This window comes from Mesorhizobium sp. USDA 3734, from assembly GCF_056279665.1.
This window is the reverse complement of sequence record NZ_JBWCCW010000001.1, coordinates 2626062-2645600: the sequence shown is the minus strand read 5'-3', so window position 1 is coordinate 2645600 and position 19539 is coordinate 2626062. Positions and strand designations below refer to the sequence as shown.

Below are 19539 nucleotides of genomic sequence, written 5' to 3'. Positions count from 1 at the left end.
TGGTTTACGAACGGTTCACCATGTTCATTAACTGGCTTGCGAGCGTGATTTGCAGCGCCTATCAACCGTTAGACAGCGGAGGAGAGAGAAAATGGCCGGACTTTATCTCGAAGAGTTCATCGTCGGCCATGTCTTCCAGCACACGCTGCGCAAGACCGTCACCGAAAGCGACAACATGCTGTTTTCAGTGATGACCCTGAACCCGCAGCCGCTGCATATCGACTTCGACTTTGCCGCCAAGAGCGAATGGGGCAAGCCGCTGGTCAATTCGCTGTTCACGCTCGGGCTGATGATCGGCATTTCAGTCAACGACATCACCGTCGGCACCACGGTGGCCAATCTCGGCATGAAGGAAACCGTGTTTCCGCATCCCGTTTTCCATGGCGACACCATCCGGGTCGAGACGACAGTCATCTCGGTGCGGGAGTCGAAATCGAAACCCGATCGCGGCATCGTCGAATTCGAGCATCGCGCCTACAACCAGCATGGCGATCTCGTTGCCAAATGCACCAGGCAAGCGATGATGCTGAAGAAGGCGATCTGACGCATGCGTTCGCTGCTGTTCGTCCCCGGCGATTCCGAGAGGAAGCTGGAAAAGGGTTTTGGTGCCGGCGCCGACGTGGTCATCGTCGATCTTGAAGATTCCGTGGCGCCGCACAACAAGGCGCTGGCACGCGAGGTGGCGGCGCGCTTCATCGCCGAACGCAGGGTGCAAACCAGCTCGGCGATCTATGTCAGGGTCAACGACCTGTCGACGGGGCTGACGGATGACGATCTGGCGGCACTCGTTTCAGCCAAGCCCGACGGCATCATGCTGCCCAAGTCGAACAGCGGCCAGGATGTGCAGCACCTGTCGGCAAAGCTCAGGGTTCGCGAGGCTGAAAACGGCCTGGCCGACGGCGCGATCAAGATCCTGCCAATCATCACCGAAACGCCGGCAGGCGTGCTGGCGGCGGTGACCTATGCCGGGACGAGCGCGCGGCTTGCCGGTCTCACCTGGGGCGCGGAAGACCTGTCGGCGGCGATCGGCGCACGCATGGCCCGCGACGAACATGGCCGCTACACGGACGTGTTCCGTCACGCCCGCACCATGACAATACTTGCCGCTGGTGCGGCGGAGGTCGCGGCGATCGACACCGTCTTCCCGAATTTTCGCGACATGGCGGCCTTCCAAGCGGAATGCATGGAAGCCGAGCGCGATGGCTTCACCGGCAAGATGGCGATCCACCCCGATCAGGTGTCGGTCATCAACGCCGCCTTCACGCCGTCGGGCGAGGCGGTGAGACAATCGGCGGCAATCGTCGCCGCGTTCGCGGCAGCGGGAAATCCCGGCGTCGTCGGCATCGACGGCAAGATGTACGACCGCCCGCATCTGCGGCTGGCTGAACGACTGCTGGCGCGGGCAAAGGCGGCAGGTGTTTCGGCTTAGTCTCAGTCCCGCGCCAGCACGATGATCCGGTCCTCCGGCAGATAGGCCAGTGCCTCCGCCTTCAGCGGGTTGACGGTGACCCCGCCCAGCGCCCGCTGGTCGGCCCCTCCGGCGCGGATGCGCCGGTACCCTATGGCGATCTCGCCGCGCAACCGAGCCGATTCCGCTATCGTCCAGAAGGTTAACGGCCGGTCGATGGCGACATAGTCGCCGACCGGACGCATGTAGATTTCAGAGCCCTTCTCGTCGAGCAGGTCATCGAAAATCGCGGCGAGGTACTGATTCTCGGACGCCTGCGCCAGCATCAGGCTGACCAGCCTGTTGCTGACGACGAAATCGTCGGCCTTGGTCACCGCCGCAAGCTCTCGGTTGCGCACGTCGATCATCTCGCTGACGATGCTGATATGCATGCCGGCATCATCCGCGATCTTGCGCAGATGCAGCAGCGTCACCAGCGTGCGCGTATCGGCGGGTTGCGCTGCCATGGTTTCGCTGTAGCCGAGGACGAGCACGTGGTCGTAGGAAGGCACGTCCAGGCTTGCCAGCGCGGTGCTGCTCGACGTGTCGGTGACGCGACAGGAGACCGCCAGATTGTCGCCGACGACCGGCAGTTCGGCAACTTCCTGCTCGAGGCCCTGCGTGTTGGCGGCAATGGTCAGGATCGACCCAGGCGCGACGTAGCGCGACAGTTCATAGGTGATGATCGGACCGCGCCGGTTCCAGCCGAGGATCAGCGTGCGCTCCGGCTTCGCCTCGATGGGTCGCGGACCGAGGATCGCCGCCGCGTTGGTCTCGACCCGGGCACTTCCCAGCTTTATCGCGGCATCGTCCTCGGCGATGATAATGGCGCGCATGTCCTTGCCGATCACCAGCTCCGACGGCGGGTTGAGATTGACGCGCCCGCTGGGGTCGCAAAGCCCGATCAGCGTACAGTGCTCATATGCCATCACCGCCTCGCCGAAGGTCTTGCCGGTGAGGCCCGGCTGCTCGGTCGTGTAGATTTCACAGCCGTCGAAATCGAGCAGCTCCGAATAGACGCCGCTGAGACCCGACTGCCGGCTCGAATGCACGACGATGCGCGAGATCAGCTGGTCCGCCAGCACGAGTTGCACCTCGGTTCCGCCGACGACGCGTGCGACGTCGGCGTTCTTGCCATCGCGGATCTCGGCGGCGATGTTGTAAGGGTCGGTGCGCCGGCTCGGGTCGTTGACCAGCGCCAGCACCGTCTTGATGACCTGCGAATCCGGATCGTCGCCCTCCGGCGACAGCACGATGACCGACCGCGAGGTCTGCGGATTGACGATGGCCAGATCATAGAGATCGGTCGGGTCGCCGCTGCGGCAGATGATGCGCGTGTTGCCCAGTTTGCCAACCTTGGCCGCGATCTCGTCCTCCATCTCGACCTTGTCCATATTGGCCATGACGACGATGCGCGGTCGGCGGCGGCTGGCATTGGCAATGACGAGTTCGGAGATGACGTCGAAGATCGACGGCGACCAGTTGAGGATGATGGTGTGATCGGTCTCCAGCACCCGCGAACGGCCTTTGCGCAGTTCGTCGAGCTTGCTGTCGACGCCGGCGCTGAGCACGCCGATGAGGGCCGACACGACGAAGATGCCCGCAAGCGTGACGAAGAGCATAACGAGGCGGAAGGCCCAGCCTGTGTCACCGCCCATCGTGCCGGAATCGAGCGTGCGCATCAGCGATTCCCAGAACGCCTCGACAAAGTTCAGCGGCTCGCCGCCTTCCGGCGCGATGCGGGTCACGGCAAGGAAAGCCGCGGCGGCGATGATGATCAGCAGCGAAGCGACGGCGAGCCAGCCGATCAGCGCGATCGGACCGGCGGCCATGCTCTTGTCGAACCCATAGCGCAGCCGGGTTCCCAGCGAGTCTCGTTTCTTCATGTCGCCCGCGCCCCGCAATATCCCCAAGGTCGATGCGCAACCCCTACGCATCGCCGAAGCCGCTCTCTTAGCCTGTGTTCAGATAAAGGGGAATCGCTTTCGCGTGCTCACGGTCATGGAATCCGCCGACGCGCCGGATGGCGACCGAACCAGGGTTAGTCCTTGTCCCAGCGCGGCCGGCGCATCGAAAACACCTCGCCGACGCTGGCATAGTCCATATAGCCGAGTCGGGCGACATTGCCGGCTTTGGTGATGTCGAACAGACCGTCCTTCAGGAAGGCGTCGTCGATGTATACGCCGACCACTTCACCGGCGACGACGACGGCACTTGTCGACGATCCGTCCAGAGCCTTTGGCCGAAAGATCTCCGTCACCCGGCATTCGAGCGCTGCCGGCGCTGCCGCCACGCGCGGCGGCGCGACCAGGCGCGACGGCGCCATGGCAAGATCGGCATAGACGAACTCATTGACGCCGCGCGGTGCGCTGACGGATGTGCGGTTCATCTTCTCCGCAAGATCGCGGCTGACGAGATTGGCGACGAACTCACCGGTTTCCTGGGCAAAGGAGGCGCTGTCCTTCTCGCCTTCGGAGGAGAACCAGACGATGAACGGCCGCGTCGAAACGGCGTTGAAGAAGGAGTATGGCGCGAGGTTGACCTCACCAGCCTTATTCAGTGTCGAAATCCAGCCGATCGGACGCGGCGCCACGATCGCCTTCGAAGGGTCGTGCGGCAGGCCGTGGCCCTTTGAAGGTTCGTAGAACATTCAGCCCGCCCACGGCCCGGCATAATCGCCGTAAAGCTTTGCCGGATCGGGCCGGGGCCGCTCCGGCGCCGGGCCGGCATAGGAGCCGATATGGATAAAGCCGATGACCCGCTCCTGCGGCGCCAGCCCCAGCAGCGCCCTGCCCTCCGGCACATCCGAATACCAGTTGCTGATCATGTTGGTGCCATAACCCAGCGCGTTGGCTGCAATCATCAGGTTCATCGCCGCCATGCCGCCCGAGAGGAACATTTCCCATTGCGGGATTTTGGGATTCTCCCTGGGGATAGACACGACACCGATCACCAGCGGCGCACGCGAAAACCGAGCCAGTTCCTGGTTGCGACGGCCCTCCGGCAAGGGGCCCTCCCGCTGCTCGGCAAGGGCCGCCAGTTGCCTGCCGATCTCGATACGAGCGTCGCCACGATAGAGGATGAAACGCCAAGGCTCCAGTCGCCCATGGTCGGGTACCCGCGAGGCAGCAGTGATCATCGTCGCGATCTCCGCATCGCTCGGCGCCGGCTCCTTCAGATCAGGGATCGGTGCGGAGTTTCGGGTCAGCAGGAAGTCGATGATCGGCGACGCCATGGGCGCAAGTCTCCTAGACACTCTGTTTTGAGCTGAAGCGCACCATCGGGAATTCGGGCGGCTCGGGCATTGGCGCGGAATACGCCGGACGAAGAGTCGTGTCGACCGGACTCTTAAGCCTTGAAATTGCCACCGCCATGGGCTTCAACGCAAGGCATGTTTGAGGGGACTGTCCGTCTTTTCCTGGTCTGGCTCGGCGCCCTGCTGTTCATGGCGCCGGTTTCGTTCGCCATGGCGCAGAACGTCGACGGCGTCAGCGACCTGAAGCTTCCGGGAATTTCGAGCTACGCGACGCCGAAAGGTGAGACATCGCTGGCGCTGAGCGGAGGCGGCGCCATCACACTGTCCGCCCAGTTGACCGACAAGGGCGCCGACATCACGCGCGGCATCGTCTGGCGGGTCTTCAAGCCCGAAGCCGTCAACGGCAAATTGCCGATGGTCGCCTCCGCCCACGGCGGCACCGCCGTCTTCCAGCTCGAGCCTGGCAGCTATCTGGTTCATGCCTCCTACGGCCGGGCCGGCGCCACCAAGCGCATCACTGTCGGCAAGGACGCCAAGCGTGAGAGCCTCGTCCTCGACGCCGGCGGCCTCAAGCTCGACGCGGTGCTGTCCGGCGGCGTGCGCATTCCGCCGAAGAAGCTGCGCTTTTCGATCTACGAGGGCACCGCCGAGGCCAATGGCGACCGCGCACTGATCATTCCCGATGTCGAGCCCAACAGTGTCGTGCGGCTCAACGCTGGCATCTATCACGTCGTCTCGACCTATGGCGCGGTCAACGCGGTCATTCGCTCCGACATCCGCGTCGAGGCCGGCAAGCTGACCGAAGCCACCGTCGAGCACCACGCCGCCGAGATCACGATGAAGCTGGTGCGCGAAACCGGTGGCGAGGCGATCGCCGATACGTCCTGGTCGCTGCTCAACGAATCCGGTGATCCGATCAAGGAAACCGTCGGCGCCTTCGCCTCGATGGTGCTGGCCGAGGGCGACTACACCATCATCGCCAAGAATCGCGACCGCATCTATCAGAAGGATTTTACGGTCGTGGCCGGCCAGAACCAGGAGATCGAGGTCCTGGCCACCGAGGCCGCGGCGATGGATCCTGAAGAAGGCGCGGACTAACCTTCCTCATCAGATTTCCTGTTTTCAGGCTGCCATCTTGGTCCGCGCCGGCAGGAACGGAAGCCGGCGGCGCGCCACGACTGGCGCCAGGTCGAACACGCCGCGATAGAGGCGGTCGAGCAACGCCCTGCGGTCGCGCAACGGCTCCAGCTCGTTCCAGCTCAGCACATCGCCGACGCGCACCTCGATCGCCTTGCCGGACAGCCGCGCGAATTCGTGGATGAGCAGCGACGTGCGCAATGTCAGCGAGGCCTTGCCGACGAACTTGGCCACCCGGCCGTCACGCTCTGCCATATTCATCGGCCCGCTGACCAGATGGAACAGCCTGCCGTTCTGCCCGGAAAAATGCATCGGAATGACCGACGCCCTGGCGTCCTGGACGAGACGGGCCGGAAACATCTTCCACGGCAAGTCGCGCGCCCGGCCAAAGCCCTTCGGCGCGGTGGCGACGCCGCCGGCCGGAAACACCACGATGGTAACGCCCTCTTTCAGCAGCCGCACCGCTTCATGGCGCACGGCCATGTTGTTCTTCAGCGCGTCCTTGGTCTCGGAAAAGTCGATCGGCAGCGAGTAAGGCTCCATCTCGCGGATCTTGAGCAAGTCCTTGTGGATCATCACCCGGAACGGCCGCCCGAGCTGCTCCACCAGCGACAGCACGGCAATGCCGTCACCAATGCCGAACGGATGATTGGCGACGATCACCAGCGGGGTATCCGGCAATTGCGCTGGCGGCCATTGATCTGATGTCCGCACCCGGACGTCGATCAGGTCGAGCATGCGGCCGAACACGCGTTCGCCTGATGGCACGACCTGGCGGCGCCAGAAATCATAAAGCGCGGTGTAGCGGTCGCGGCCCGACAAGCCTTCAACCGAATGAATGAACCAGCGCGTCAGCGCCGGCTGGCGCGGATTGGCATAGGAAAGCTCGGGAAAGGGTCGTTCGCGCAATTTCAGCTTGAGCATAGGGGCTCGTTACAAGGTCGGCGTGACAGGGATATGAAAATGGCGGTGGATCGCTCCACCGCCATGTCGTCTGGAACTATGCCGATCAGGCCGCGCGTTTGCGCCTGCGGTCGGGTGTAACAGCCTCTTCGGTCAACTGCGCGATCGCCTGGTCGAGGCCAAGCGATTCCTGGTCGCGTGAGCCCAGCCGGCGCATGTTGACCGTCTGCTCCTCCGCCTCACGCTTGCCGCAGACGAGGATGACCGGAACCTTGGCCAGAGAGTGCTCGCGGACCTTGTAGTTGATCTTCTCGTTGCGCAGATCCGCTTCCGCCAACAGCCCTGCGGCCTTCAGCCGTGCCACCACCTCGGTCGCATAGCCGTCGGCGTCGGACGTGATCGTCGCCACCACCACCTGCAGCGGCGCGAACCACAGCGGGAAATGGCCGGAGTAGTGCTCGATCAGGATGCCGAGGAAGCGCTCCATCGAACCGCAGATGGCGCGGTGCACCATCACAGGCTGCTTCTTCTCGGAATCCGAGCCGATATAGAAGGCGCCAAAGCGTTCCGGCAGGTTGAAGTCGACCTGCGTCGTGCCACACTGCCATTCGCGGCCGATAGCATCCTTGAGCACATACTCGAATTTCGGCCCGTAGAAGGCGCCCTCGCCCGGATTGATCGAGGTCTTGATCCGATTGCCGGACCTTGCCCTGATCGTCTCCAGCACGTTGCCCATGATTGCCTCGGCGTGGTCCCACGCCTCGTCGGTGCCGACGCGCTTGTCCGGCCGTGTCGACAGCTTGACGCTGACTTCTTCAAAACCGAAATCGGCATAGGTCGACAGGATCAAATCGTTGATGCGCAGGCATTCCGCTGCCAGCTGTTCCTCGGTGCAGAAGATGTGCGCATCGTCCTGCGTGAAGCCGCGCACGCGCATCAGCCCGTGCAGTGCTCCGGACGGCTCGTAACGGTGCACATTGCCGAATTCTGCAAGCTTTACGGGTAGATCGCGATAGGACTTCAACCCATGCTTGAATATCTGCACATGGCCCGGACAGTTCATCGGCTTCAGCGCGAAGACGCGGTCGTCATCGGTGTCGTCGCCGGCGACCGTCACCTTGAACATGGCGTCGCGATACCAACCCCAGTGGCCTGACGTCTCCCACAGGCTCTTGTCGAGAACCTGCGGTGCGTTGACTTCCTGATAGCCCTGCTCATCGAGGCGGCGGCGCATGTAGTTGACCAGGTTCTGGAACATCTTCCAGCCCTTGGCGTGCCAGAAGACGACGCCCGGCCCCTCTTCCTGGAAATGGAACAGGTCCATCTCGCGGCCGATCTTCCTGTGGTCGCGCTTCTCGGCCTCCTCCAGCATCGTCTGGTAGGCTTCGAGCTGCGCCTGGTCGGCCCAGGCCGTGCCGTAGATGCGGGTCAGCATCGGGTTGTTCGAGTCACCACGCCAATAGGCGCCGGCTACCTTCATCAGTTTGAAGGCGTTGCCGATCTGCCCGGTCGAGGCCATGTGCGGGCCACGGCAAAGATCGAACCAGTCGCCTTGCGCATAGATCTTGAGGTCCTGATCCTCGGGAATGGCGTCGATCAGCTCCAGCTTGTAGCGTTCGCCCTTGTCGGCAAACACTTTTTTCGCCTTGTCGCGCGACCAGACCTCTTTGGTGAACGGCTTGTTGCGCGCAATGATTTCGCGCATCTTCTTCTCGATCACCGGAAAATCGTCAGGCGTGAACGGCTCGTTGCGGGCAAAGTCGTAGTAGAACCCGTTCTCGATCACCGGCCCGATGGTCACCTGCGTTCCCGGCCATATCTCCTGCACGGCTTCCGCCAGCACGTGTGCTGTGTCGTGGCGGATCAGTTCCAGCGCGCGCGGATCATCGCGGGTGACGATCTCGACCTTGCCGGACTTACCCAGCGGGTCACTGAGGTCGCGCACGGTCCCGTCGATGGCGTAGGCGACGGCCTTCTTGGCCAGGGACTTCGAAATCGATTCGGCCAGGCCAGCACCGGTCATCGCCGCGTCGTATTCGCGCACGGAGCCATCGGGAAATGTCAGGGAAACGGAATTCAGCATGTGTATCTCCTATCCAGTCCCGCAAACGAGCGCGGGTGGTTAAAATGCATGTCGCCCAAAAGTGTATGGCGGTTTTGGGGTTAGGACATGCATAGGGAAAAGCCGGATGCGTCCGGCGGCGGCTGTCTTTTATGGACAGATTCCGCCGCCGTAAAGCCCGGCTCAGGTGTCAGGCCTTCATTTGATGAGCAGCGGCAGATCCTTCAGGAACGCGGCCCGGGTCTTGAGGCCCTTCGGCATATCGGTGCGGTTGGTGTCGACGACAAGCCGCGCAAAGACGATCTGGCGGCCATCCTTGTTCGCCCAGCCGACGAACCAGCCGAGCGAGCGCTTGTCCTGGACCTTGTCGGCGTCGTTGCGCAGCCTGGTGCTGCCGGTCTTGCCTTGCACCGTCCAGCCTCCGGCCTGGAAGGTCGGGATGATGGCCGATGTCATGTCGTAGGCCTTGGCCGAGACAGGCAGCTTGCGGTCCAGCAGCTTGCGCAGGAAATCGACCTGTTCGACCGGCGTGATCTTGAGCGAGGAATTCACCCAGGACTGGGTGAGACCATCATTCTTGCCGGGGTTGCCGGAAACATCGGCGTTGCCGTAGTCGAATTTCGAGACGTAGCCGGCAAAACTCTGCTGCCCGAGCCGGCGGGTGATTTCCCGGGAGAACCACAGGATCGAATCCCGCTCCCAGACCACCGGGTCAACTGTCTTCTGATCCCGCTTCACCGCGTTGAATTCAGGCTTGTAATCCCAGCTCGGCGTGTGCTCGTCGTTCAGGATCCCGCTGTCATAACCGATCAGCGACAGCGGCACCTTGAACGTCGAAGCCGGGCTGAACCTCTGGTCGCAAACCCCATCTTGGTAGAGCGTCTTGCCGCTCGCCGCGTCAGCGATCACCGTGCATTCGACGTCCTTCAGCGGCGCCGATTGCGCGCGCAACGGAAATCCCAGCAGCCATGCGAGCAGGAACAGGATTCCGGCAAAGATGAAGGGAAGACGGTCGAAATTGCGCATTTTCTGCTCGCTCCAGAAGGGGGTTCGCGAGCGGCTTAGCGAGGTCTCTTGTCTCGATTTTGTCTCAAATGCGCAGTCTTTGTGCAGGCTTGCGTTAACCCTACCAGATCGTAAACGCGCAGTGCCGCCGGGAGATGACCGGCGCTATAAGCCCTGCGCTTCGCCGCGCTTGCTGCCGATCCGCCAGTATCGCCAAGGCATGAACCAGACGTAGCGCTCCGCCAAGGCTTCCGGCACGCGGTCGATGCCGTGCGTGCCGAATGGCCCGCAGCGCAGCACGCGGAAAAACCCCATCCAGCCGCCGGCCCACAAGCCATGGCGGGCGATCGCCTCATGCGCATACTCCGAACAGGTCGGCAGATGCCGGCAGGAATTGCCGACAAAGCCGGACAGCGTCAGCTGATAAAGGCGAACGAGCGACGTACCGAGCAGACGGCCGGGCGTCTTGCGCCACGGGCCGGGCCAGTTGCGGCCGCGCCCCGACGGTTTGGCAATATGGGCATGCCCATGCGGATCCACCGCGGTCTCCGTATCACGTTCCAGCTCGATAGATGTGGGCTTCGGCGGAAGAACGCAATCCCCGCCTGTCTGCCTGTCGTCATGGGCGGGAACGGCGAAACGGCTGCCTGTCGACCGAAGGCGTCCAGCAGCCGGGGCTGGCCGGCTCTTCGCCGCGCTTTCCATGCTGTCTTTCGTTACGCCATTGGAACGTCGCGATCCGCATGACATCGCCGAAGATGCTCAGGAACTGGATCATGGTCGTATCTCCTTTGACGCGATTAGACCGCCGCTGGCCTTCGCCTTCAAACGAGTATAATTTCCACTTCGGATAATCCTGGGTTATGCGAATGAAGCGCGGACGCTTGCCGCTGACGGCATTGAGAAGCTTCGAGGCGGCTGGCCGACATCTGAGCTTCAGCAGGGCCGCCGAGGAGCTTTTCGTCTCGCAGGCGGCGATCAGCCGGCAGATCCGCGAGCTCGAAATCTTTCTGCGACAACCCCTGTTCGAACGTCACCATCGCCGCGTCGAGCTGACGGATGCAGGTCAGCGTCTGCTGGATCAGCTCGTTAGAAGTTTCGACGCCATCGACACCTTGCTTGGGGAACTGGTGGCGACGCCGATGCAGTCCGTGGTTCGCGTCAGTGTCGAGCCGTCGCTTGCATCCGTGTGGCTGGTGCCCCGGCTCAATCGATTTCGCCAATTGCGGCCCGATATCGACGTCTCTCTCGAAGTCGACCCAAGGCTGATCGAGTTCCGCAGCGATCAGCCCGAACTCGCCTTGCGCTTCAGCGCACATGCTACCTCGTGGCCGCGCAGCCAGGCTGAGCGGCTTGCCTCGACAGTCGATTCGCCGGTTCTGTCGCCGGCGCTGCTAGCTTCTGGCCCTGCCCTCGAGAGGCCGATCGATCTTGGTCGCTATACACTTTTGCATGAGGAGAACCGTCAGGGCTGGGCGCGCTGGTTCGAAGCAGCTGGCGTGCCAGCCGACGCCGTGCCCGCGCGCGGTCCGATGCTGGCGGACGCGTCGCTTTCAAAGCAGGCCGCCCTGCTCGGACATGGCGTGGCGCTTGGCGATCTCTTGCAGATCGGCGGGGAAATCAAATCCGGCATGCTGGTCAAGCCGTTCGACATCGACGTCGCATCCGGCGCCTACTGGCTGGTGGCCAGAAGCTTGCGCGATCTTTCTGAACCTGCCGCCGCGTTCGCCGACTGGGTACGCGGCGAATTTGCCGAAAGCAGACGTGCTCTGTAACGGTCGGTTATCGGCCCTCAGGCCGCTTCTTCGGCGCGCCTCTTCTCGATCTGGCCGATCGCGTCGACCACGGCATCGAAAGTCAGCATGGTTGAGGCATGACGGGCCTTGTAGTCGCGCACCGGCTCCAGATACTTCAAGTCGGCGAAGCGGCCGTCCGGCGGGGCGCCATTTTCCTTCAGCATCTTCAGCATGGTGTCGCGCACCGCGCGCAATTCCTCGGCGCTCGCGCCGACGACATGCTGCGCCATGATCGAGGATGACGCCTGGCCGAGCGCGCAGGCCTTCACGTCATGGGCAAAGTCCGTAACCACGCCATCGCGCATCTTGAGGTCGACGGTGACGGTCGAGCCGCACAGCTTGGAATGCGCCTTGGCGGTCGCGTCGGGATGATCGAGGCGGCCGATGCGGGCGATGTTTCCGGCAAAACCGAGAATTTTCGCATTGTAGACGTCGTTTATCATAATTTTCCAATCCGTCGCCGCCAAGCGAACAGCGATTGCCGCTGTCGTGTCTTCCTTTCGCTCATCATGACCATATATAATGCTGGCAGTCCGGTATCGACAAGACAACGAAAGTCAGTGTCCTTGCCGGGAAGTTCACGCCACTTGCGGGGCTGGAAACGGGGCGAGTTTCCGACACCGAAAGGTCGTGGTCCGTTCAACTCGTTCCTCCACCGAGAGGGACTACGGGAGACGCCTTTTTATGGATGCCGTCATCAAGAAACTCATGCCCCAGTCAGCCTATATGGAGAAGCCGGTTACCGACCGGCCGAGCGAAGCCGAAGTCGAGGCCGCCGTGCGCACGCTTTTGCGCTGGACCGGCGACAATCCGGACCGCGAAGGGCTGATCGACACGCCCAAGCGCGTGGCCAAGGCCTATCGCGAAATGTTCGGTGGCTACGACATGTGCCCGGCCGAAGAACTCGGCCGCACCTTTGAGGAGGTCGCCGGCTACGATGACCTGGTCATCGTCAAGGACATAACCTTCCATTCGCATTGTGAGCACCACATGGTGCCGATCATCGGCAAGGCGCATGTCGGCTATCTGCCGGACGGCAAGGTTGTCGGCTTGTCCAAGATCGCGCGTGTCGTCGACATCTTCGCCCACCGCCTGCAGACGCAGGAGGCCCTGACGGCGCAGATCGCCGGCGTCATCCAGGACGTGCTCAATCCGCGCGGCGTCGCCGTTATGATCGAGGCCGAGCACATGTGCATGGCCATGCGCGGCATCCGCAAGCAGGGTTCAACCACACTGACCTCGACCTTCACCGGTGTCTTCAAGGACACGCCCGAAGAGCAGGTCCGTTTCGTCACCATGGTGCGCGGCGGTGGGGTCTGATAGCCCCACCGACTTCGCTGGGCCATGATCCCGAAAAGTGGAAACCGGTTTTCTCGGACAAACGGAAGCCGTTTGCCCAGAGATCATGGTCAAACAGGAAAATAGACCGGCGATGTTGGCACTGGAATTCCCGAAAGCTCCGTCAGACAAGAAAACGCTCGAGGAAGGCGCGGTGTTTTCACCGCGCTTCGACGCTGCCGGTCTCGTCACTGTCGTCGTCACCGACGCCCAGGACGGCATGTTGTTGATGGTTGCGCACATGAATGCGCAGGCGCTGGCGCTGACGCTGGAGACAGGCATCGCCCACTACTGGTCGCGCTCCCGCAACGCGCTTTGGAAAAAGGGCGAAACATCAGGCAATTTCCAGCATGTTGTCGAGATGCGGACCGATTGCGACCAGGATGCATTGTGGCTGCGCGTCAAAGTGTTGGGCCACGACGCAACCTGTCACACCGGTCGGCGTTCATGCTTTTATCGGACGGTGGGGCTGGTCGATGGCAAGGGGACGCTTGCTGACGACGGCAGCAAACCGCTGTTCGATGCGGAAAACACGTATCGGAAGCCTTTGTGAACCATTCAATATTCACAAACCACTCATGTTCACTATTCTCAAACGTACTTCCTGTAGAAGGGGAGTGGGACAAGGGAGATTATGATGCTCGAGTGGGCGTCATTGCGTAACAGATCAGATGTCAGGGAGGCCAATGGCCTGTCCTCGTCAGGCGGCGCGTCCGAAACGAAACCTCCGAAGAAAACAGGCATTTCCCTCGCCTTGGGCGGCGGTTGCGCCCGCGGCTGGGCGCATATCGGCGTGCTGCGCGCGCTCGACGAAGCCGGTATCGAAGTGTCGATGATCGCCGGCACCTCGATCGGCGCGCTGGTCGGCGGCTGCTATCTCGCCGGCAAACTGGACGAACTGGAAGAATTCGCCCGCAGCCTGACCAAGCGACGCATCTTCGGCCTGCTCGATCTCAACCTGCGCGGCAGCGGCCTGTTCGGCGGCATGAAGCTTGACGCCCGGCTGCGCGAGCACATGGCCGGTATTCGTTTCGAGGACCTGGCCAAGCCGTTCGTCGCAGTCACGTCGGAAATCCGCACCGGCCACGAAATCTGGCTGTCGAGTGGCTCGCTGATCACCGCCATGCGCGCTTCCTACGCGCTGCCCGGCGTGTTCGAGCCGGTGAATTGCAACGGCCGCGTGCTGGTCGACGGCGCCCTGGTCAACCCGGTGCCGGTTTCGGTCTGCCGCGCCTATGAGCAGCCGCTCGTGGTGGCGGTCAACCTTCACTACGACCTGTTCGGGCGCGCCGCGGTGATAAAACACAGCGCCGGCGAACTGGTCATCGAAAAGGACGCGCCGAGGCCCGGCCAGGTCGACGCCGAACACCAGTCGCATCAGACGCGGCTCGGCATCACCGGCGTCATGGTCGAGGCCTTCAACATCATTCAGGACCGCATTTCGCGCGCCAGGCTTGCCGGTGACCCGCCCGATATGTCGCTACAGCCGAAGCTCAGCCATATCGGCCTGACCGAGTTCCACCGCGCCGACGAGGCGATCAACCTCGGCTATCAGGCGACGATGGCCCAGATCGGTGAGTTGACCCGGCTGCAGTCCGTTTTGGCTTAGTCTTAGGCTGCGAGATGACAGCCCAGTGCGGACCGGCATCTCGCGCCTGTCGCAGTTAGACGGGGTCTTTGATCCGAGACTTTGCAGCCCGGGGACTTGGCAAAATCTTTACATCGACCTTGGCCTGGTGTTTTCCCTTGATCATGTCGAGAAACCGTTCAACTTGCGCGCCTGGTAGGCGTTGAACATCGGACACGGTGAGTGGTCCGAGCATACCGGTGCCCTCCGAAGTCTCTCCGCCACTGGCCGGATTCTCGATCCAGACATTCGCCACCAACGGCACGGAAAGATGGGCTATCAATTGGGCGTTTCCTCGAATGTCGTCGCCCTTGCCATCGATTTTGATTTGGCACCAGGACAGCACCGAACCTGCAATGCCCGGCCTGGTCGAAATATCGATCCAATCATGGTTTTCACCACCTATCGACTCCGAGTAGTCCGCTTGCCTGAAACCCGCTCCGAGTGAATTGAAGGTCATACCGTTGTCCAATTGGATCGTGGCAACCGCGCGGGCACTCAGGTGGGTGTAGTCCTTCGAACCCTCACTGATGGTGTAGTCCACGTATACTTGTATTTCTCGACCTCCTGCCGCCGGAGCGGGCATATCGGTCTTGACGGTGACGACGGTCCGCCGACCTCCCTTGGTGTTGACGTCTTCGTCACCAGGCCCGTCGGAACTCATTCTGGTTATCGAGATCTCCGCTTGGGCGTATAGAAACACTTGTTTCTCGGGCATCGTCTTACTCCTTCACATGGTGGTCCACGTCCCGGAGCACATTCTAAGTCCCTCGGCCGCACCGGACAGTCGGCATATGCCGACCGTCTGCGCATTTTTCTTACGCGCGCGCCGCATCGACAATGCGAAACTGCACCGTGCGGTCGCCGTTCCAGTAATTGCCCGACAGCGAACCGGCGACGTGGATTGTCTTGCCCCGGCTCTTGAACAGGAATTCGCCAAGCGCGGTATCGACGGCGCGAAAGGCGATCGCCTGGATGCGGCCGCCGCTTTCCGATTGCAGCTCGACGCGGATGTGATTGGTGCCGACCGGCCTGGCGTCCGCCAGCCGATGGCGCGGCAGCGCGAAAACGGGTGCTGCATGCCCGGCGCCGAAGGGTCCGGCCTTTTCGAGCGCGTCGAGAAGTCCGAGCGTCGCGCCTTCGGCGGCAAGCGCGCCGTCGATCGCCAGGCTTTCCTCGCCTTGCAGCCGGAACACATCGGCCGCCGCCCGCTCTTCGAAAAACGCCCTGAGCTCGCCAAGCTTCGCCCGCTCCACGGTGATGCCCGCCGCCATGCCATGGCCGCCGCCCTTGACGATCAGCCCGGCATCGGCCGCCTCGCGCACCAGACGGCCGAGGTCGAAACCCGACACTGAGCGGCCCGAACCGGTGCCGACGCCGTTGGCGTTGAAGGCGATGGCGAAGGCCGGCCGCCGCGCATGGTCCTTCAGCCGTGAGGCGAGCAGGCCGACAATGCCCGGATGCCAGTTGTTGCTGGCGGTGACGACGATGGCCGGACCATTGCCGCCGGCAAGCTCGGCATCGGCCTCGGCGCGCGCTGCCGCGAGCATCTCCTGCTCCATCAGCTGCCGTTCCTGGTTGAGCCGGTCGAGCGTCTCGGCAATGGTGCGCGCTTCGACCGGATCGTCGGTCGCAAGCAGCCGGCTGCCAAGTGCGGCATCGCCTATGCGCCCGCCGGCATTGATGCGCGGGCCGATCAGATAGGCCAGATGGAAAGTGCTGATCGGCTCGCCGATGCGCGACACCCGTGCCAGTGCCGCCAGCCCTTCATTCTTCTGCTGGCGCGCCATCTGCAGCCCCTTGACCACGAAGGCGCGGTTGACGCCGGTCAGCGGCACCACGTCACAGACGGTGGCCAGTGCCACGATATCAAGCAGCGAAAGCAGGTCCGGCGGTGCGGCATCGGCCATGCGGCCGCGCAGGATCTTGGCCGTCTGCACAAGGGCGAGGAAGACCACGCCAGCGGCACAGAGATGACCCTGCCCGGAAAGATCGTCGTCGCGATTGGGATTGACGACGGCGATTGCCGCCGGCAAGGCACCGCCGACCTGGTGGTGGTCGAGCACGACGACATCGGCCCCGGCCTCGTTGGCTGCATCGACGGAAACGGCGCTGTTGGTGCCACAATCGACAGTGACGATCAGCGTCGCGCCACGCGAAACAAGTTCGCGCATGGCGTCGGGGTTGGGGCCATAGCCCTCGAAAATACGATCCGGGATGTAGATTTCCGACGGCACCGAGAAATGCGCAAGGAACCGCTTCAGCAAGGCCGACGAGGCGGCGCCGTCGACATCATAGTCACCGAAGATCGCCACTTTTTCCCTGGCCATAACCGCGGCGGCGATGCGGGCCGCCGCCCTGTCCATGTCGGTCAGCGATGCCGGATCCGGCAGAAGATCGCGGATCGTCGGATCGAGAAATCGCTCGGTCTGCTCAGCGGTGACGCCACGACCGGCAAGCACCCGCGCGACGACGTCAGGCACGCCATGGCCCTGCGCGATAGCGAGCGCGATCATGTCCTGCCGCTCGGTCAGCCGGTGCTCCCAGGAGACTCCGGTAGCCGACTGCCTGACATCGAGGAAGAGGCGTTTTTCGCCGGTCATACGCTTTGCCAACTCATGATTGGCCGCACGATAGTGCATGTCGCCCAAAAGTGTGCAGCGGTTTTGGGAAACAACAACCCAAAGCGCGTCGCGTGAACGCGATGCGCTTCAGGCCAAAGGCAGGCAAAGCCAAGCGGTTCACGGGTGTGCGCCGTCGCGGATGATGTCAAGAAAACTACGCTTTCCGCTTTTCAGCCTGACGCCGAAGCCATTCGTCGGCCGCATCGCCCATCGTCTTGTCCGCACCGTCCTTGAGCCAGGCCATGAAAGGCCGGTCGAACCTGAACGCATCGCCGCATTCCCGGATGAGAAAGCGGCGCACGTTCTGGGTGTTGCGATAGGACTTCGTGATGGCGGTGGCGCGCGAAATCGTATCCGCGTGCCAGTCGAACGGTTTCATCGTCAAATCCTTGCAGCCAGCATCGGATGCGCCCGAATGGCTAACAATTGCAAGGTGGCTTCGCAAGCGAGCGTCAGAACTTATCCAGGTCCTGATGCCTGGCCTTGATCTCGCGCACCGTCCGCGACGACGAGCGCAGCACGATCGTGTGGGTGGTGATGTAATTGCGACCGAACTTGACGCCAGCCAGCATATTGCCGTCGGTGACACCGGTGGCCGCGAACAGCACATCGCCGCGCGCCATGTCCTCCGTCCGATAGACCCGTTTCGGATTGGAAATACCCATCTTTGCCGCGCGGGCGACCTTTTCCGGCGTGTCGAGGATCAGCCGGCCCTGCATCTGGCCACCGGTGCAACGCAGCGCGGCAGCAGCCAGCACGCCCTCGGGTGCGCCGCCAGTGCCGAGATAGATGTCGATGCCGGTTTCCTCCGGATCCGTGGTGTGGATGACGCCGGCGACATCGCCGTCGCCGATCAGCCGGATCGCGGCGCCCGTGGCGCGCACGGCATCGATCAGCTTGGCATGACGTGGCCGGTCGAGAATGCAGGTGGTGATGTCCGATATAGCGACGCCCTTGGCCCGGGCCAAACTGGCGATGTTCTCGGCCGGCGAGGCGTCGATGTCGATGACGCCGTCCGCATAGCCCGGGCCGATGGCGATCTTGTCCATGTAGACATCGGGTGCAAATAGCAGGCTGCCCTTCTCGGCGATAGCGATGACGGCGAGCGCATTGGGCAGGTTCTTGGCGCAGATCGTCGTGCCTTCGAGCGGATCGAGTGCGATATCGACGGCCGGACCTTTGCCCGATCCGACCTCCTCGCCGATATAGAGCATTGGTGCCTCGTCGCGCTCGCCCTCGCCGATCACCACCGTGCCCTTGATGGCAAGCCGGTTGAGCTCCTGGCGCATGGCATCGACGGCGACCTGGTCGGCCGCCTTTTCGTCGCCGCGCCCGCGCAGCCTAGCGGCCGCGACGGCGGCCCGTTCGGTGACGCGCACCAGTTCCATGGTGAGTATCCGGTCAAGACCGGCGACGATGTTCTGGGCCACATTCATCTGGTGATTTCCTCGTTGGCAATGCGGCCTCCCGCCGGAGGCGGGCCTGTTTTGTCAGGCGAGCATGACAACGGCAAGACCCGTCGAAAATTTTATCGAATAGTCAGCAATATCAATCGATTAAACACCATCTTGAAACGACGCCGGCCCGGTCGAAAGGAACCGGGCCGGCATGAGAAATTGAAGATCGATGCCCTTCGCGGCCTAGAAAACCGCAAGATATTTGAGCAGCGAAATGATGCCGATGATGATGACGATGACCTGGGCGATCTGCCTCATGCGGGCATCAAGCGGCAGGCGCTGAACCAGATAGAGAACGAGGATGATGACGAGGAATGTGATCAGGATGCTGATCAACGCGGATGAAGCCATGGTGCCCTCCTTAAAATGATGTTCTGAAAAGAGAAAAAATGGGCCGGCGAAAGCGGCCCTATCGCGCCGCGGTCAATACCAGCGGCGCGACGTATCGTTCGTCGACTGGCCAATGGCGAAGCCGGCCAAAAAGCCGAGCAGGCCGATCACGCCGACCAAGGCTGTCGTCGTACCGGGATTTTCGCGCGCGACTTCCGAAACAGCATGGGCCTGGCTGCGCAGCTGTTGGGCGGTGCGCGACGCGCGGGCCGCCGCCGTGTCGTAGAGATCGGAAGCCTGTTCGCTGGCGTCATCGAGCATCTCCGCGCTCCGCGCCGAAATGCTCTTGTTGATCTTGGTGATCTCCTTGCGCAGTTCGGCAATCTGCTTTTCCAGAGTCTTCTGGATATCGTCGATATGCGGGAGGTCGGATTTGTTGGTATCGGCCATAGAGCGGTTCCTTTGGTTGCTGACCAAGAGAACGGCGGCGGCGCGAATTCGTTCCGGCCGGGCGCGGCTGTTTGCCGTCCGGCCGGACCTCAATGCCTGCGAGATTC

The 19539-nt window shown here is 62.5% G+C and carries 22 protein-coding genes; 7 read left to right on the top strand and 15 right to left on the bottom strand.

The window, feature by feature from the left end; translation table 11 throughout:
- The first annotated feature begins 49 nt into the window (after positions 1-49).
- Both ACZ89F_RS12650 and ACZ89F_RS12645 read left to right on the top strand, forming a co-directional pair.
- Positions 50-544, top strand: coding sequence for a MaoC family dehydratase (locus ACZ89F_RS12650; protein WP_476092204.1), 495 nt, complete (start codon positions 50-52; stop codon positions 542-544).
- Positions 545-547: 3 nt separating this feature from the next.
- Complete coding sequence (locus tag ACZ89F_RS12645; RefSeq protein WP_476092203.1) at positions 548-1429, top strand: HpcH/HpaI aldolase/citrate lyase family protein; 882 nt, start codon at positions 548-550, stop codon at positions 1427-1429.
- Between the two features lie 2 nt (positions 1430-1431).
- Here the strand turns inward: ACZ89F_RS12645 and ACZ89F_RS12640 are convergent, their stop codons facing one another.
- The 3 genes from ACZ89F_RS12640 to ACZ89F_RS12630 all read right to left on the bottom strand — a co-directional run bounded on the left by ACZ89F_RS12640 (position 1432) and on the right by ACZ89F_RS12630 (position 4682).
- Positions 1432-3333 carry a CASTOR/POLLUX-related putative ion channel gene (locus ACZ89F_RS12640; RefSeq protein WP_476092202.1) on the bottom strand — a complete coding sequence of 634 codons (1902 nt, stop codon included), beginning with the start codon at positions 3331-3333 and terminating at the stop codon, positions 1432-1434.
- 155 nt (positions 3334-3488) lie between these two features.
- A complete protein-coding gene (locus ACZ89F_RS12635; RefSeq protein ID WP_476092201.1) occupies positions 3489-4097 on the bottom strand; it encodes a flavin reductase family protein in 609 nt (202 codons plus the stop codon).
- A complete protein-coding gene (locus ACZ89F_RS12630; RefSeq protein ID WP_476092200.1) occupies positions 4098-4682 on the bottom strand; it encodes a nitroreductase family protein in 585 nt (194 codons plus the stop codon).
- 156 nt (positions 4683-4838) lie between these two features.
- Here ACZ89F_RS12630 and ACZ89F_RS12625 point away from each other — a divergent pair, with 156 nt between their 5' ends.
- Positions 4839-5801 (top strand): hypothetical protein, encoded by a 963-nt coding sequence (locus ACZ89F_RS12625; protein ID WP_476092199.1) that lies wholly within the window; start codon positions 4839-4841, stop codon positions 5799-5801.
- 24 nt (positions 5802-5825) lie between these two features.
- On the opposite strand, the gene ACZ89F_RS12620 is transcribed toward ACZ89F_RS12625, so the two are convergent.
- The 5 genes from ACZ89F_RS12620 to ACZ89F_RS12600 all read right to left on the bottom strand — a co-directional run bounded on the left by ACZ89F_RS12620 (position 5826) and on the right by ACZ89F_RS12600 (position 10588).
- Positions 5826-6764 carry a lysophospholipid acyltransferase family protein gene (locus tag ACZ89F_RS12620; RefSeq protein ID WP_476092198.1) on the bottom strand — a complete coding sequence of 313 codons (939 nt, stop codon included), beginning with the start codon at positions 6762-6764 and terminating at the stop codon, positions 5826-5828.
- 85 nt (positions 6765-6849) lie between these two features.
- Positions 6850-8826: a threonine--tRNA ligase gene (thrS, locus tag ACZ89F_RS12615; protein ID WP_476092197.1), complete on the bottom strand. Its 1977-nt coding sequence runs from the start codon at positions 8824-8826 to the stop codon at positions 6850-6852.
- Between the two features lie 177 nt (positions 8827-9003).
- A complete protein-coding gene (blaOXA, locus tag ACZ89F_RS12610) occupies positions 9004-9831 on the bottom strand; it encodes a class D beta-lactamase (protein ID WP_476092196.1) in 828 nt (275 codons plus the stop codon).
- 144 nt (positions 9832-9975) lie between these two features.
- The gene (gene yidD / locus ACZ89F_RS12605) at positions 9976-10350 is read right to left on the bottom strand and encodes a membrane protein insertion efficiency factor YidD (RefSeq protein ID WP_476092195.1); all 375 of its coding nucleotides are present in this window, start codon (positions 10348-10350) and stop codon (positions 9976-9978) included.
- A gap of 79 nt (positions 10351-10429) precedes the next feature.
- Entirely contained in the window at positions 10430-10588 is a 159-nt protein-coding gene (locus ACZ89F_RS12600) for a hypothetical protein (RefSeq protein WP_109671530.1), read from the bottom strand.
- A gap of 91 nt (positions 10589-10679) precedes the next feature.
- On the opposite strand from ACZ89F_RS12600, the gene ACZ89F_RS12595 reads away from it, so the two are divergent.
- Positions 10680-11585, top strand: a complete 906-nt coding sequence (locus ACZ89F_RS12595; protein ID WP_476092194.1) for a LysR substrate-binding domain-containing protein — start codon at positions 10680-10682, stop codon at positions 11583-11585.
- Between the two features lie 17 nt (positions 11586-11602).
- Here the strand turns inward: ACZ89F_RS12595 and ACZ89F_RS12590 are convergent, their stop codons facing one another.
- On the bottom strand, positions 11603-12049 hold the full coding sequence (locus ACZ89F_RS12590; protein WP_476092193.1) for an iron-sulfur cluster assembly scaffold protein: 447 nt from the start codon (positions 12047-12049) through the stop codon (positions 11603-11605).
- A gap of 241 nt (positions 12050-12290) precedes the next feature.
- Between ACZ89F_RS12590 and folE the strand changes: the two genes are divergently transcribed.
- The 3 genes from folE to ACZ89F_RS12575 all read left to right on the top strand — a co-directional run bounded on the left by folE (position 12291) and on the right by ACZ89F_RS12575 (position 14553).
- Positions 12291-12926 carry a GTP cyclohydrolase I FolE gene (gene folE / locus ACZ89F_RS12585; protein WP_109671533.1) on the top strand — a complete coding sequence of 212 codons (636 nt, stop codon included), beginning with the start codon at positions 12291-12293 and terminating at the stop codon, positions 12924-12926.
- A gap of 112 nt (positions 12927-13038) precedes the next feature.
- On the top strand, positions 13039-13497 hold the full coding sequence (hisI, locus tag ACZ89F_RS12580; RefSeq protein ID WP_476097273.1) for a phosphoribosyl-AMP cyclohydrolase: 459 nt from the start codon (positions 13039-13041) through the stop codon (positions 13495-13497).
- A gap of 84 nt (positions 13498-13581) precedes the next feature.
- Entirely contained in the window at positions 13582-14553 is a 972-nt protein-coding gene (locus tag ACZ89F_RS12575; RefSeq protein ID WP_476092192.1) for a patatin family protein, read from the top strand.
- A 55-nt stretch (positions 14554-14608) separates the two neighbouring features.
- Here the strand turns inward: ACZ89F_RS12575 and ACZ89F_RS12570 are convergent, their stop codons facing one another.
- From ACZ89F_RS12570 to ACZ89F_RS12545, 6 genes are all read right to left on the bottom strand, one after another.
- On the bottom strand, positions 14609-15289 hold the full coding sequence (locus tag ACZ89F_RS12570) for a hypothetical protein (RefSeq protein ID WP_476092191.1): 681 nt from the start codon (positions 15287-15289) through the stop codon (positions 14609-14611).
- Positions 15290-15389: 100 nt separating this feature from the next.
- Positions 15390-17174 carry a single-stranded-DNA-specific exonuclease RecJ gene (gene recJ, locus ACZ89F_RS12565; RefSeq protein WP_476092190.1) on the bottom strand — a complete coding sequence of 595 codons (1785 nt, stop codon included), beginning with the start codon at positions 17172-17174 and terminating at the stop codon, positions 15390-15392.
- A 175-nt stretch (positions 17175-17349) separates the two neighbouring features.
- Complete coding sequence (locus ACZ89F_RS12560) at positions 17350-17574, bottom strand: DUF6434 domain-containing protein (RefSeq protein ID WP_476092189.1); 225 nt, start codon at positions 17572-17574, stop codon at positions 17350-17352.
- A gap of 73 nt (positions 17575-17647) precedes the next feature.
- Positions 17648-18631 carry a class II fructose-bisphosphatase gene (glpX, locus tag ACZ89F_RS12555; RefSeq protein WP_136619476.1) on the bottom strand — a complete coding sequence of 328 codons (984 nt, stop codon included), beginning with the start codon at positions 18629-18631 and terminating at the stop codon, positions 17648-17650.
- Between the two features lie 204 nt (positions 18632-18835).
- Positions 18836-19003: a Thivi_2564 family membrane protein gene (locus ACZ89F_RS12550; RefSeq protein ID WP_082525241.1), complete on the bottom strand. Its 168-nt coding sequence runs from the start codon at positions 19001-19003 to the stop codon at positions 18836-18838.
- Positions 19004-19075: 72 nt separating this feature from the next.
- Complete coding sequence (locus ACZ89F_RS12545) at positions 19076-19432, bottom strand: hypothetical protein (RefSeq protein ID WP_476092188.1); 357 nt, start codon at positions 19430-19432, stop codon at positions 19076-19078.
- Between the last annotated feature and the right edge of the window lie 107 nt (positions 19433-19539).

Coding starts and splice junctions, on each gene's coding strand:
- ACZ89F_RS12645 (WP_476092203.1), top strand. CDS start 548: ATGCGTTCGCTGCTGTTCGTCCCCGGCGATTCCGAGAGGAAGCTGGAA.
- ACZ89F_RS12640 (WP_476092202.1), bottom strand. CDS start 3,333: ATGAAGAAACGAGACTCGCTGGGAACCCGGCTGCGCTATGGGTTCGAC.
- ACZ89F_RS12635 (WP_476092201.1), bottom strand. CDS start 4,097: ATGTTCTACGAACCTTCAAAGGGCCACGGCCTGCCGCACGACCCTTCG.
- ACZ89F_RS12630 (WP_476092200.1), bottom strand. CDS start 4,682: ATGGCGTCGCCGATCATCGACTTCCTGCTGACCCGAAACTCCGCACCG.
- ACZ89F_RS12625 (WP_476092199.1), top strand. CDS start 4,839: ATGTTTGAGGGGACTGTCCGTCTTTTCCTGGTCTGGCTCGGCGCCCTG.
- ACZ89F_RS12620 (WP_476092198.1), bottom strand. CDS start 6,764: ATGCTCAAGCTGAAATTGCGCGAACGACCCTTTCCCGAGCTTTCCTAT.
- thrS (WP_476092197.1), bottom strand. CDS start 8,826: ATGCTGAATTCCGTTTCCCTGACATTTCCCGATGGCTCCGTGCGCGAA.
- blaOXA (WP_476092196.1), bottom strand. CDS start 9,831: ATGCGCAATTTCGACCGTCTTCCCTTCATCTTTGCCGGAATCCTGTTC.
- ACZ89F_RS12600 (WP_109671530.1), bottom strand. CDS start 10,588: ATGATCCAGTTCCTGAGCATCTTCGGCGATGTCATGCGGATCGCGACG.
- ACZ89F_RS12595 (WP_476092194.1), top strand. CDS start 10,680: ATGAAGCGCGGACGCTTGCCGCTGACGGCATTGAGAAGCTTCGAGGCG.
- ACZ89F_RS12590 (WP_476092193.1), bottom strand. CDS start 12,049: ATGATAAACGACGTCTACAATGCGAAAATTCTCGGTTTTGCCGGAAAC.
- folE (WP_109671533.1), top strand. CDS start 12,291: ATGGATGCCGTCATCAAGAAACTCATGCCCCAGTCAGCCTATATGGAG.
- hisI (WP_476097273.1), top strand. CDS start 13,039: ATGTTGGCACTGGAATTCCCGAAAGCTCCGTCAGACAAGAAAACGCTC.
- ACZ89F_RS12575 (WP_476092192.1), top strand. CDS start 13,582: ATGCTCGAGTGGGCGTCATTGCGTAACAGATCAGATGTCAGGGAGGCC.
- ACZ89F_RS12570 (WP_476092191.1), bottom strand. CDS start 15,289: ATGCCCGAGAAACAAGTGTTTCTATACGCCCAAGCGGAGATCTCGATA.
- recJ (WP_476092190.1), bottom strand. CDS start 17,174: ATGACCGGCGAAAAACGCCTCTTCCTCGATGTCAGGCAGTCGGCTACC.
- ACZ89F_RS12560 (WP_476092189.1), bottom strand. CDS start 17,574: ATGAAACCGTTCGACTGGCACGCGGATACGATTTCGCGCGCCACCGCC.
- glpX (WP_136619476.1), bottom strand. CDS start 18,631: ATGAATGTGGCCCAGAACATCGTCGCCGGTCTTGACCGGATACTCACC.
- ACZ89F_RS12550 (WP_082525241.1), bottom strand. CDS start 19,003: ATGGCTTCATCCGCGTTGATCAGCATCCTGATCACATTCCTCGTCATC.
- ACZ89F_RS12545 (WP_476092188.1), bottom strand. CDS start 19,432: ATGGCCGATACCAACAAATCCGACCTCCCGCATATCGACGATATCCAG.